At 55.8% G+C, this 13,142-nt stretch carries 13 protein-coding genes; 12 read left to right on the top strand and 1 reads right to left on the bottom strand.

Annotated features, from left to right (window positions below; genetic code table 11):
- Positions 1–19 precede the first annotated feature (19 nt).
- Positions 20–502 carry a zinc ribbon-containing protein gene (locus F3I44_RS13405; protein WP_033731844.1) on the bottom strand — a complete coding sequence of 161 codons (483 nt, stop codon included), beginning with the start codon at positions 500–502 and terminating at the stop codon, positions 20–22.
- A gap of 222 nt (positions 503–724) precedes the next feature.
- Here F3I44_RS13405 and leuS point away from each other — a divergent pair, with 222 nt between their 5' ends.
- From leuS to lipB, 12 genes are all read left to right on the top strand, one after another.
- Positions 725–3,307 (top strand): leucine--tRNA ligase, encoded by a 2,583-nt coding sequence (gene leuS, locus F3I44_RS13400; RefSeq protein WP_150012337.1) that lies wholly within the window; start codon positions 725–727, stop codon positions 3,305–3,307.
- A 14-nt stretch (positions 3,308–3,321) separates the two neighbouring features.
- Positions 3,322–3,921, top strand: a complete 600-nt coding sequence (lptE, locus tag F3I44_RS13395) for an LPS assembly lipoprotein LptE (RefSeq protein WP_150012339.1) — start codon at positions 3,322–3,324, stop codon at positions 3,919–3,921.
- Positions 3,918–4,949, top strand: coding sequence for a DNA polymerase III subunit delta (holA, locus tag F3I44_RS13390; protein WP_150012341.1), 1,032 nt, complete (start codon positions 3,918–3,920; stop codon positions 4,947–4,949). The genes lptE and holA overlap by 4 nt, the downstream gene beginning before the upstream one ends.
- Positions 4,942–5,586 carry a nicotinate-nucleotide adenylyltransferase gene (gene nadD / locus F3I44_RS13385; protein ID WP_150012343.1) on the top strand — a complete coding sequence of 215 codons (645 nt, stop codon included), beginning with the start codon at positions 4,942–4,944 and terminating at the stop codon, positions 5,584–5,586. Before holA ends, nadD begins: the two co-directional genes overlap by 8 nt.
- Before the next feature lie 91 nt (positions 5,587–5,677).
- A complete protein-coding gene (rsfS, locus tag F3I44_RS13380) occupies positions 5,678–5,995 on the top strand; it encodes a ribosome silencing factor (protein ID WP_150012345.1) in 318 nt (105 codons plus the stop codon).
- 3 nt (positions 5,996–5,998) lie between these two features.
- Positions 5,999–6,469, top strand: a complete 471-nt coding sequence (rlmH, locus tag F3I44_RS13375) for a 23S rRNA (pseudouridine(1915)-N(3))-methyltransferase RlmH (RefSeq protein ID WP_150012347.1) — start codon at positions 5,999–6,001, stop codon at positions 6,467–6,469.
- 34 nt (positions 6,470–6,503) lie between these two features.
- Entirely contained in the window at positions 6,504–8,408 is a 1,905-nt protein-coding gene (mrdA, locus tag F3I44_RS13370) for a peptidoglycan DD-transpeptidase MrdA (protein ID WP_150012349.1), read from the top strand.
- An 8-nt stretch (positions 8,409–8,416) separates the two neighbouring features.
- The gene (gene mrdB / locus F3I44_RS13365; RefSeq protein WP_150012425.1) at positions 8,417–9,529 is read left to right on the top strand and encodes a peptidoglycan glycosyltransferase MrdB; all 1,113 of its coding nucleotides are present in this window, start codon (positions 8,417–8,419) and stop codon (positions 9,527–9,529) included.
- Positions 9,530–9,539: 10 nt separating this feature from the next.
- Entirely contained in the window at positions 9,540–10,634 is a 1,095-nt protein-coding gene (gene rlpA / locus F3I44_RS13360) for an endolytic peptidoglycan transglycosylase RlpA (protein ID WP_150012351.1), read from the top strand.
- 131 nt (positions 10,635–10,765) lie between these two features.
- Entirely contained in the window at positions 10,766–11,977 is a 1,212-nt protein-coding gene (gene dacA / locus F3I44_RS13355; protein WP_150012427.1) for a D-alanyl-D-alanine carboxypeptidase DacA, read from the top strand.
- 100 nt (positions 11,978–12,077) lie between these two features.
- Entirely contained in the window at positions 12,078–12,341 is a 264-nt protein-coding gene (gene ybeD, locus F3I44_RS13350; RefSeq protein WP_013357093.1) for a DUF493 family protein YbeD, read from the top strand.
- Between the two features lie 80 nt (positions 12,342–12,421).
- The gene (gene lipB, locus F3I44_RS13345) at positions 12,422–13,081 is read left to right on the top strand and encodes a lipoyl(octanoyl) transferase LipB (protein WP_150012353.1); all 660 of its coding nucleotides are present in this window, start codon (positions 12,422–12,424) and stop codon (positions 13,079–13,081) included.
- Positions 13,082–13,142: the final 61 nt, after the last annotated feature.

Below are 13,142 nucleotides of genomic sequence, written 5' to 3'. Positions count from 1 at the left end.
GCCCGCATCGTTTTTATTATCAGGGTTCAAAAGGCTGACGCTGAAACTGATCATTGCCGCATTCCGGACAGCGCGACAGGGTTTCCGGCGTATAGATCGCCCGGGTAAACTGACATTTCTCACACACCAGATTGCCCAGCCCCACCACTTCGCCGCTCTGATATACACCGTGATGATGCAGATCCTGGAAGACTTCGCGCCATTCCAGCTGACTTTTATCGGTGATATCCGCCAGCTCTTTCCAGACGCTCTCGCGAATAATGCGCATAAACAGTGAATCCGCCAGCGGCTCTTCCACATCGGTATAACTGCGTGCAAATTCGCCCAAATCACGGCGCACCGAGCTCAGCGCCTGATCAATCTCTTCTTCCGTCATATCATCGCGCACCCGTAACTGGCTGCGTCGCCCGGCAATCAGCTCATCAAGGTTCCGATCGCCCTGACGGAGACGTTCGGTCAGTACGGCTAACGACTCGCGATATTCCTGAGCTACTTTATTCATTTTATTCTCCTTTATGCAGACCCTCGCTGAATTAAGTTTAGTCGCAATGCGGCTTTTGCCGTGTCGTCTGTACAGTGAATTACAAAAGGGTGAAGAGGCTGACGCTTTCAGCAGAAATCGTGCCAGCAAAAGTGGGAAGTGTTGTTGATACGCGGCCTTATGGGTATGCTATGCGGATCGTAGAGCCCGAAAAATGTTATTCATAAAGGACCACAGGCAGCCATGCAAGAGCAATACCGCCCGGAAGAGATTGAATCCCGTGTGCAGCAACACTGGGATGAAAACGAAACGTTTAAAGTGACTGAGCAGGAAGGTAAAGAGAAATACTATTGCCTCTCCATGTTGCCCTATCCTTCTGGCCGCCTGCATATGGGCCACGTTCGTAACTACACCATCGGCGACGTAATCGCGCGTTATCAGCGTATGCTCGGCAAAAACGTACTACAGCCGATTGGCTGGGATGCTTTCGGCCTGCCTGCGGAAGGCGCTGCGGTTAAAAATAACACCGCACCGGCCCCCTGGACATACGACAACATCGCCTACATGAAAAACCAGCTTAAACTGCTGGGCTTTGGCTATGACTGGAGTCGTGAACTGGCGACCTGCCAGCCAGAGTACTATCGCTGGGAACAGTGGTTTTTCACCAAACTGTATGAAAAAGGTCTGGTCTATAAAAAGACCTCTGCCGTCAACTGGTGTCCGAACGATCAGACGGTGCTGGCGAACGAGCAGGTAATTGATGGCTGCTGCTGGCGCTGCGATACCAAAGTTGAGCGCAAAGAGATCCCGCAGTGGTTTATCAAAATCACCGATTATGCGGAAGAGCTGCTGAACGATCTGGATACGCTGGAAGAGTGGCCTGAGCAGGTCAAAACCATGCAGCGTAACTGGATTGGCCGTTCTGAAGGCGTCGAAATCACGTTCGACGTTGCTGACAGCGAAGAGAAAGTCACCGTTTATACCACCCGCCCGGATACCTTTATCGGCGCAACCTATGTTGCCGTTGCGGCGGGTCATCCGCTGGCAACCCAGGCATCGGTGAATAACCAGGCACTGGCTGACTTTATCGCTGAATGCCGCAATACCAAAGTGGCCGAAGCCGATATGGCGACCATGGAGAAGAAAGGCATGGCGACCGGCCTGTCTGTTATTCATCCGCTGACCGGCGAGCTTCTCCCGATCTGGGTCGCTAACTTCGTGCTGATGGAATATGGCACCGGCGCGGTCATGGCGGTCCCGGCGCACGACCAGCGCGACTGGGAATTTGCCACTAAATACGATCTGGCGATCAAGCCGGTAGTACTCAATCTGGATGGCTCTATTCCTGACGTCAGCGCCGCGGCAATGACCGACAAAGGCGCGCTGTTTAATTCAGGCGAGTTCAACGGTCTGGATCACGCCGCAGGGTTTGCCGCCATTGCAGATTCTCTCGCGGCAAAAGGCGTGGGCGTTCGTAAAGTGAACTACCGTCTGCGCGACTGGGGTGTTTCCCGTCAGCGTTACTGGGGTGCACCGATCCCAATGGTCACGCTGGAAGATGGCACCGTAATGCCGACACCTGAAGACCAGCTGCCGGTGATCCTGCCGGAAGATGTGGTAATGGATGGCATTACCAGCCCGATCAAAGCGGATCCGGAGTGGGCGAAGACCACCGTAAATGGCCAGCCTGCTCTGCGTGAAACCGACACCTTTGACACCTTCATGGAGTCCTCCTGGTACTACGCGCGCTACACCTGCGCCAGCTACAAGGAAGGCATGCTGGATCCGGCCGCCGCAAACTACTGGCTGCCGGTCGATCAGTATGTGGGTGGTATCGAACACGCCATCATGCACCTGATGTATTTCCGCTTCTTCCATAAGCTGCTGCGTGACGCGGGCCTGGTCAACTCAAATGAACCGGCCAAACGTCTGCTGTGCCAGGGCATGGTGCTGGCTGACGCCTTCTACTATCTCAGTAACAACGGCGAGCGTAACTGGGTTTCACCGGTTGACGTTGAGGTTGAGCGTGATGAGAAAGGCCGCATTGTAAAAGCCACCGATACGCAGGGCCGCGAGGTGATTTACGCGGGCATGAGTAAAATGTCGAAGTCGAAAAACAACGGCATCGACCCACAGCTGATGGTTGAGCGTTACGGCGCGGATACCGTGCGTCTGTTCATGATGTTTGCTTCACCGGCCGATATGACGCTGGAGTGGCAGGAATCGGGCGTTGAAGGGGCGAACCGCTTCCTGAAGCGTGTCTGGAAGCTGGTCTACGAGCACACCTCACAGGGTGCGACCGTGGCGCTGGATGTGGCTAGCCTCAATGACGAGCAGAAATCGCTGCGTCGTGACCTGCACAAAACCATCGCCAAAGTGGCGGATGATATTGGCCGTCGTCAGACTTTCAACACCGCCATTGCAGCGATTATGGAGCTGATGAACAAACTGGCGCGTGCCCCGCAGGAAGGCGAGCAGGATCGCGCTCTGATGCAGGAAGCGCTGCTGGCTATCGTCCGTCTGCTCTATCCGTTTACCCCGCACGCCTGCTATGTTCTGTGGCAGACGCTGGGTGGCGAAGGCACCATCGATGAAGCGAGCTGGCCGGTGGCGGATGAAGCCGCTATGGTTGAAGATTCACTGCTGGTCGTGGTACAGGTGAACGGTAAAGTGCGTGGCAAAATTACCGTACCCGCCGAGGCAACGCAGGAACAGGTTCAGGCACGCGCTGCCCAGGAACATCTGGTAGCGAAGTATCTGGACGGCGTGACTATCCGTAAAGTCATTTATGTACCGGGCAAACTGCTTAACCTGGTCGTAGGTTAAGTTCAGGAGGAACTGTGCGACATCCGATTATCAGGCTGTTTGTCATGCTGGCGGTGGTTATCACCGCTGGCTGCGGTTTTCATCCGCGCGGCACCACACAGGTGCCCAGCGAACTGAAAACCCTGATTGTTTCAACCGGCGATCCTTATGGACCGCTGGCGCGTACTGTGCGCCAGCAACTGCGTATCAACGATGTCACTATTGTTGAAGACACTAAACAGAACCGCACCGATATTCCGACGCTGCGTCTGGGTCCTGAGGTGTCGGGACGTAACACCGCATCGGTCTTTATCAGCGGCACCTCTGCTGAGTATCAGCTGGTCATGACGCTGACGGCGCAGGTCCTGTTGCCGGGCAAAGGAATCTACCCAATCAGCACCACGGTTTATCGTTCATTCTTCGATAACCCGAATGCTGCGCTGGCAAAAGATGCCGAGCAGGATCTGATTACGCAGGAGATGCGTCAGCGTGCTGCCGAACAGCTGGTACGTAAGCTGCTGACCGTGCATGCCGCACAGATCAACAACAAAGAGACCTTACCGGCGTCAGTGATTCCGGTTCCGGGTCAGGGTTCACAGGAAGCACCTTCTTCCTCTGCTACCAGCCTGCAATGATCAGGATTTACCCTGAGCAACTCAGCGCGCAGCTCCGTGAGGGGCTGCGCGCCTGTTATTTGTTAGCCGGAAACGAACCGCTGCTGTTGCAGGAGAGTGCGGATGCCATCCGTGCCGCCGCAACCGCGCAGCGATTTGAAGAACATTTTAGTTTTACGCTGGACGCCCAGACTGACTGGGAGAGCCTGTTTGCCAGTTGCCAGTCACTGAGTCTGTTTGCCCAGCGTCAGACGATGACGCTGCAATTCCCCGAGAATGGCCCCAATGCCGCAATGGCCGAGCAGTTGGTTAAGCTGTCGCAGCTGCTGCACGCCGATATTCTGCTGATCTGCCGGATGCCAAAGCTGACCCGCGCGCAGGAAAACAGTGCATGGTTTAAAGCCCTGTCCGCCTCTGCAGTTTTAGTGCCCTGCCAGACGCCCGAACAGGCACAACTGCCTCGCTGGGTCGTGAATCGGGCTAAGGCGCTGAAACTCTCGGTCGATGACGCGGCTGTGCAGCTATTGTGTTACTGCTATGAAGGCAATCTGCTGGCGCTGGCCCAGGCGCTGGAGCGGCTCTCACTGCAGTGGCCTGACGGCAAGCTGACCCTGCCCCGGGTTGAAGAGGCGGTCAGCGATGCGGCCCACTTCACACCGTTCCACTGGGTCGATGCTCTGCTGGCGGGGAAGAGCCGTCGCGCGCTGCATATCCTGCATCAGCTGGAGAAAGAAGAGAGCGAAGTGGTGATTCTGCTGCGCACGCTGCAGCGCGATCTGCTGACGCTGCTGCATCTGCAACGCCATCAGGCGCAGCAGCCGTTGCGTACCCTGATGGATCAGCAGCGTATCTGGCAGAACCGCCGCGCGCTGTTCACCGATGCACTGCAACGCCTGGACGCCACCCGTCTGCAACGCGCGATTCATCTGCTCAGTCAGATTGAGATCACTCTGAAGCAGGATTATGGGCAGCCGGTGTGGCCGCAGTTACAGACCCTGACGCTGCTGCTCAGCAGTCGTGCTTTTCCGACGAGTTTTGCCCATGTCTGAGTTACACGCGCTATTTGGTGGCACCTTCGACCCGATTCATTTTGGTCATCTGCGTCCGGTCGAAGCGCTGGCTCAACAGACCGGCCTGCAGCGTGTGACGCTGCTGCCCAACAATGTGCCACCGCATCGTCCGCAACCGGAAGCCAGCGCCGCCCAGCGGGTTGCTATGCTGCGCTGTGCTATCCGCGGCTTACCGCTGTATGAGATTGATACCCGTGAGCTGGAGCGCGACACGCCCTCCTGGACCGTAACCACCCTGGAAGCCTGGCGCGCCGAACGCGGTGCAGCGCAGCCGCTGGCTTTTATTATTGGTCAGGATTCCCTGCTAAGCCTGCCGAAATGGCATCGCTGGCAGGACCTGCTGTCACTCTGTCATCTGCTGGTGTGCCAGCGCCCTGGCTATCCGACCCGGTTCGACTCGCCGGAGATGCAGCAGTGGCTCGATCAACACCTTGCTCAGGATATCCGGCAGCTGCATCAGCAGCCCGCAGGTCATATCTGGCTGGCGGAAACCCCGCTCTATAACATTTCGGCGACAGAAATCCGCCGCCGTCGCCATCAGAACCAGCCCTGCGACGACCTGTTGCCCGCGGCGGTGATTGACTATATCGACCGCGAAGGCTTATATCGCGACTGATCCGGGCATGCTATACTGCGCCGCTTAAATTTTGGCTGCACTCTCCGGGCTTACAGCCAGCCCGATACCACCAGATTCCAAGGGGAACCTTTTGCAAGGTAAAGCACTCCAACAGTTCGTTATTGATAAGATTGATGATCTCAAAGGCCAGGACATTGTCACCATTGACGTTCAGGGCAAATCCAGCATCACCGATTTCATGATCATCTGCACCGGCACCTCCACGCGTCATGTGACGTCGATCGCAGAACACGTTGAGCAGGAATCCCGTCTGGCTGGCCTGATGCCATTGGGCATTGAAGGTAAAAGCGCGGCAGACTGGGTCGTGGTTGATCTGGGTGATGTCATCGTACATGTGATGCAGGAAGAGAGTCGCCAGCTGTATGAGCTGGAAAAACTCTGGAGCTAATCGGTGAAACTGCAACTTGTTGCCGTCGGCACAAAAATGCCCGACTGGGTGCAGACCGGTTTCATGGACTATCTGCGCCGCTTCCCGAAAGATATGCCGTTTGAGCTGACCGAAGTGACCGCAGGTAAACGCGGCAAAAATGCTGATATCAAACGCATCCTTGAAAAAGAGGGTGAAGCGATGTTAGCGGCGGTCGGCAAAGGCAATCGCATCGTTACGCTGGATATTCCAGGTCAACCGTGGGAAACCCCGCAGCTGGCGCAGCAGCTTGAACGCTGGAAGCTGGATGGTCGCGATGTCAGCCTGCTGATCGGCGGGCCTGAAGGCCTGGCTCCAGCCTGTAAAGCGGCGGCAGAGCAAAGCTGGTCACTGTCAGCATTGACGTTGCCTCATCCGCTGGTGCGCGTGCTGGTGGCCGAAAGTCTGTATCGGGCCTGGAGTATAACGACTAATCATCCTTATCATCGTGAATGACCGATCAGCCCACATCAGACATGACAAGTAGCGGATGAAATTACAAAGCAACGCCTTTCGCGATTACAGCGCCGAACAGAAACTCTTTGTCCGTCGGGCGTTCATCGCCTTCGTCGGTATCTTACTGCTCTCTTCAATCCTGGTGGTTAACCTTTATCATCTGCAAATTCTTCGCTTTGATGATTACAGCACCCGCTCCAATCAGAACCGCATTAAACTGGTGCCTGTCGCACCCAGCCGCGGCATTATTTACGATCGCACCGGCACGCCGCTGGCACTGAACCGCACCATCTATCAGGCAGAACTGGTGCCGGAGAAAGTCGATAACCTGCAGCAGACGCTGGAAAACTTACGCCCGGTGCTTGAGCTGACGGACGAAGACCTCGAAAACTTCCAGAAAGAGCGCAAACGCTCGCGTCGCTTTACCTCCATTCCCGTTAAAACCGGTCTGAATGAAGTTCAGGTGGCACGCTTTGCGGTCAATCAGTACCGCTTTCCCGGCGTGGAGGTTAAAGGTTATCAGCGCCGCTACTATCCCTACGGTGCCACGCTGACGCATGTCGTTGGCTATGTCTCAAAAATTAACGATCGTGACGTTGCACGCCTCGATAAAGAAGGCATATGGCCGAATTACGCCGCGACGCATGACATCGGCAAGCTTGGCATTGAAGCGTATTACGAGAGTCTGCTGCACGGCAAAACCGGTTTCGAAGAGGTTGAGGTCAACAACCGTGGCCGCGTCATTCGCCAGCTGCATGAGGAGTCGCCTCAGGCTGGCCGCGATATCTATCTGACGATCGATCTCAAACTGCAGCAGTATGTCGAGACCCTGCTGGCGGGCAGTCGCGCCGCTGTTGTCGTCAGCGATCCGCGCACCGGCGAAATTCTCGCCATGGTCTCCACACCCAGTTACGATGCCAACTTATTTGTCGACGGTATTTCCAGCAAGGATTATCGCGGCCTGCTGGAAGATGAAAATCGCCCACTCTATAACCGTGCGATTCAGGCGGCTTATCCACCGGCCTCGACGGTTAAACCCTATGTAGCAGTCTCTGCGCTGAGTGCTGGCGTGATTAACCGTAATACCAGTCTGTTTGATCCGGGCTGGTGGCAGCTTCCCGGTTCAGAGAAGCGCTTCCGCGACTGGAAAAAGTGGGGTCACGGTCGTCTTAACGTCACCAAAGCGCTGGAGGAGTCTGCCGACACCTTCTTCTATCAGGTCGCCTACGACATGGGTATTGACCGCCTGTCAGAATGGATGAATAAATTTGGTTACGGCAGCCGTACCGGCATCGACTTACCGCAGGAGAGCGCCGGTAACATGCCGACCCGCGAGTGGAAGCAGAAGCGCTTTAAAAAGCCGTGGTATCAGGGTGACACCATTCCGGTGGGAATCGGCCAGGGTTACTGGACGGCAACCCCGCTGCAGATGAACAAAGCGATGATGATTCTGATCAACGATGGCGTCGTCAAGGTGCCGCATATGCTGCGCGCCACTCGTGAAGGCCGGACTCTTGTGCCCTATCGCCAGCCGCCAGAGGCCCCGATTGGTGATATCCATTCTGGCTACTGGGAAATCGCCAAAGATGGCATGTACGGCGTGGCGAACCGTCCCAACGGCACCGCGCACAAAAGCTTTGCTGATGCGCCTTATAAAATCGCCGCCAAGTCCGGTACGGCACAGGTCTTTGGCCTGAAAGAGAACGAAACGTATAACGCCCACAGAATTGCTGAACGATTACGCGACCATAAATTAATGACCGCGTTTGCCCCTTATGACAAACCTCGGGTGGCTGTGACCATTATCCTGGAAAACGGTGGTGCCGGTCCGGCTGTCGGCACCGTGATGCGCCAGATTCTGGATCACATTATGTTGGGTGATAACAATACAGTTCTGCCGGACGCTGCCCCTGTGCCGCCCGGTTATGAAGGTGAATAAACATGTCGATGCAAGATAGTCCGCAGAAACGATCGATCTGGATGCGCATCCACATCGATCCGATGTTTATGCTGATCATTCTCGCGCTGCTGACTTACAGCGCCGTGGTGATCTGGAGTGCCAGCGGACAGGATCCCGGCATGATGGAGCGTAAGCTCGGTCAGATCGCGATGGGTCTGGTGATCATGATTGTGCTGGCGCAGGTGCCGCCGCGCGTTTATGAAGGCTGGGCGCCCTATCTCTATATTGTCTGCGTCATTCTGCTGGTGGCGGTGGATGCCTTTGGTCAGATCAGTAAAGGGGCACAGCGCTGGCTCGATCTCGGCTTTGTTCGCTTTCAGCCTTCTGAGATTGCCAAAATCGCGGTGCCACTGATGGTGGCGCGCTTTATTAACCGCGATGTCTGTCCGCCAACGCTGAAAAATACGGGTATCGCGCTGATTCTGATCTTCCTGCCCACCCTGCTGGTGGCCGCACAGCCCGATCTCGGCACCTCGATTTTGATTGCCGCCTCAGGCCTGTTTGTATTGTTCCTTTCAGGGATGAGCTGGAAACTGATTAGCGTGGCGATGCTGCTGGTCGCCGCCTTTATCCCGATTTTGTGGTTCTTCCTGATGCACGACTATCAGCGTGACCGCGTTATGATGCTGCTCGACCCGGAAACGGATCCGCTGGGCGCGGGTTATCACATTATCCAGTCGAAAATCGCCATCGGTTCAGGCGGACTGCGCGGCAAAGGCTGGCTGCAGGGCACCCAGTCTCAGCTGGAGTTTTTACCGGAGCGTCATACCGACTTTATCTTTGCGGTTCTGGCCGAAGAGTTAGGGCTGGTTGGTGTACTGCTGCTGCTGACCCTTTATCTGCTGCTGATCATGCGCGGGCTGGTTGTCGCAGCCCGCGCGCAGACCACGTTTGGACGGGTCATGGCGGGCGGTTTAATGCTGATTTTATTCGTTTATGTTTTCGTTAACATTGGCATGGTTAGTGGTATCTTACCGGTAGTTGGCGTGCCGCTGCCGCTGGTCAGTTATGGCGGCTCCGCGCTAATCGTGCTTATGGCGGGATTCGGCATTGTGATGTCGATCCACACTCACCGAAAAATGTTATCTAAAAGTGTCTAAGAGGCTGCAGATGCGTAAGGAATGGCTTGGCGTTGCACTGGCATCACTGGTTCTGGCGGCCTGTACCACGCCGGAACCCCAAAATACGGCACCGCCGCAACCGGCTTACAATGGGCCCGTAGTAGAGATTCCAGGCGTTGAGCCTCGTTATGAGCCGATCAATCCGGGCACCAGCCAGGATTACAGCGTTAACGGCAAAAATTATCGCATCATCAAAGATCCGTCGAACTTCAGCGAGATCGGTCTGGCCACCTGGTACGGCGAAGAGGCACAGGGCAACCGCACCGCCATCGGTGAAGCCTACGATCCGGATGCGCTGACGGCCGCCCACCCTACTCTGCCGCTGCCGAGCTATGTGCGCGTAACCAATATCGCGAACGGCCGTCAGATTGTGGTGCGCGTTAACGATCGCGGTCCCTATACGCCAGGACGCATCATCGACCTGTCGCGGGCAGCCGGTGACCGTCTGAACATCTCCAATAATTCACGGGTACGAGTCGACTATATCAAGGTGGCTCCCGACGGTACGCTCTCTGGCCCGGGCACCATTGGTACTGTGGTCGCCAAACAGAGCTACTCGCTGCCTGCCCGCCCGGACCTGAGCGGGGGTGCGGTGATGAATGGCGGCAGCGCCGCAAACGCTGAACCGCCAGCCCAAAACGTAGAAGCCATCAGCAACAGCACGCTGCAGGGCGGTGACAATATGGGTGCGCCGGTTCAAAGCAGCGGCTTTCTTGGCGCACCTCAGCCATTAGCGAACGGCGTGCTGGAAGGCAGTGAACCACCCGCCGCCGCGCCCGTCACTGCACCGGCCGCCAGCAGTGCTGCTCCTGTAGCCGCCAGCGCTGCGTCGGCAGCCAGCAGTGGTGCCGCAGCCGGCTATGTCGTGCAGGTCGGTGCACTGAATGACCCGGCGCGTGCTCAGCAGATGATGAAAAGCCTGAGCCAGCGTTACGGTGTACCCGGCAAGGTCGAAGACGCGGGCAACAACGTTTATCGCGTTCAGCTCGGCGGTTACAGCTCCCGTGCCGAAGCGGCTGCGCTGCAACAGCGCCTGAGCAGTGAAGGCCAGACCGCCTCATTCATTACTAACACGCGTCGCTGATCGGTTTATCAGACAGTGACACGTTACGTCTGCTAACAACCCAATCATCACGCCCGGTGCCAGATTCACTGGCATTGGGTATGATGAGTGACATTTTTAACCTCAAACTCACGGATGTTGTAGTCCTACACATGAACACGCTGAAATCATCTCGTTTGCTGAAACGCCTGACAGTGGGATCACTGATCGCTTTCTCTCTCAGCCATGCTGCTATTGCTGATGACGTCAATCTCAAAACCATGATTCCGGGCGTGCCGGACATTGATGCTGAAGCGTATGTCCTTATCGACTACAACTCGGGCAAAGTGCTGGCAGAGAAAAACGCCGATGCACGCCGCGATCCTGCCAGTCTGACCAAGATGATGACCAGCTATGTCATCGGTCAGGCCGTGAAAGCGGGCAAAATTCATCAGGACGATTTAGTCACTGTGGGTCCGGATGCCTGGGCCACGGGCAACCCGGTGTTCAAAGGTTCCTCCCTGATGTTCCTGAAGCCAGGCGACCGCGTGCCGGTCTCTCAGCTGACGCGTGGGATTGTACTGCAGTCGGGTAACGACGCCTGTGTTGCGATGGCTGACTATGTCGCCGGCAGCCAGGATGCGTTCGTTAATCTGATGAACAACTACGTTAAAGCGATTGGCCTGCAGAATACCCATTTCGGGACCGTGCATGGGCTGGACGCTGAAGGTCAGTACAGCTCCGCGCGCGACATGGCGTTGATCGGCCAGGCGCTGATCCGCGACGTGCCGGAAGAGTACGCTGTCTATAAAGAGAAAGAGTTCACCTTTAACAACATCCGTCAGATGAACCGTAACGGTCTGCTGTGGGATACCAACCTGAATGTGGACGGTATTAAAACCGGCCACACTAACTCTGCTGGTTATAACCTGGTGGCGTCCGCGACTGAAGGCCAGATGCGCCTGATCTCTGCCGTCATGGGCGGTCATACCTTTAAAGGCCGTGAAACCGAGAGTAAGAAACTGCTCACCTGGGGCTTCCGTTTCTTTGAAACCGTTGCGCCACTGAAAGCGGGTAAAGAGTTCGCCTCTGAGCCAGTCTGGTTCGGTGATAACGACCGCGTGCAGCTGGGCGTGGAAAAAGATGCTTACCTGACCATTCCACGTGGCCGTATGAAAGATCTGAAAGCCAGCTATGTGCTGACCAACACGGAACTGCATGCCCCACTGAAGAAAAACCAGGTTGTCGGCAGCATCAACTTCCAGCTGGACGGCAAGACTATCGAACAGCGTCCGCTGGTGGTGCTGAACGAGATCGCTGAGGGGGGGTTCTTTGGCCGTATTGTGGATTACATCAAACTGATGTTCCATCACTGGTTCGGTTAAGCGTAAAGGGTGATTGAAAAATCACCCTTTCGTCCCCATTACCAGATATTATGATGCTCCCGCTCAGGCGGGAGCCTGTTTTTTATGCACCGGAGTTAATATGAAAACCAAACTGAATGAGCTGCTCGAATTTCCTACCCCGTTTACCTACAAAGTAATGGGTCTGGCACAACCGGAGCTGGTTGATCAAGTGGTTGAAGTGGTGCAACGTCATGCGCCCGGCGATTACAGCCCTGAAGTTAAGCCGAGCAGCAAAGGCAACTATCACTCTGTAAACATCACTATCAACGCCACCCACATCGAGCAGGTCGAACGTCTGTACGAAGAGCTGGGCCAGATCGAAATTGTGCGGATGGTACTGTAATTCACGGGTCGGCAAGACGCCGCTGCCTGACGGTTTGCCGACGTTATCCTCAGCGTTTTTTCCTTTAGCGGGCTATCGCTTTGTCAGTTGAAACCCTCTTTGTCCGTCAGTCCGGTCTGCGTGACTGGCAACCTGTCTCCGACGCCATGCACCATTATACTGACCAGCGCGACGACCAGAGTCGTGATGAAATCTGGCTGGTCGAACATCCTCCGGTCTTTACTCAGGGTCAGGCGGGAAAAGCAGAACATCTTCTGATGCCAGGCGATATTCCGGTGGTGCAGAGCGATCGTGGCGGTCAGGTCACCTATCACGGGCCGGGACAACAGGTGATGTACGTTCTGATTGATGTGAAACGCCGTAAGCTCGGCGTACGCCAGCTGGTGACTATTCTGGAAGAGACGGTGATCGCCACGCTGGCAGAGTTCGGCGTCAGCGCCCGCGCCCGCGCAGATGCACCCGGCGTCTATGTCGGTGAAGAGAAGATCTGCTCGCTGGGATTACGCATTCGCAAAGGCTGCTCGTTTCACGGCCTGGCGCTGAATGTTGCCATGGATTTATCTCCTTTTCTGCGCATCAATCCCTGTGGTTACGCCGGGATGAGTATGACCCAGCTGAAACATTTTCAGCCCGACGTGACCACAGAGCAGGTGCGTTCCCCGCTGGTCAGCGCCTTTGCGCGGCTGTCAGGTTATGAAAATGTTGAATGGATTGCAGGCGATCTCCCTGTTAAGCGTTAACGCAGAATGCCAATTTACAAATATGTAACTTTTCAACGCTGACTATGGCTGCTTCGCAGAC

Origin of the sequence: Pantoea sp. F_5 (genome assembly GCF_008631595.1) — a bacterium.
Classification (GTDB): Bacteria; Pseudomonadota; Gammaproteobacteria; order Enterobacterales; family Enterobacteriaceae; genus Pantoea; species Pantoea gossypiicola.
This window is presented reverse-complemented; position numbering and strand designations above follow the sequence as displayed.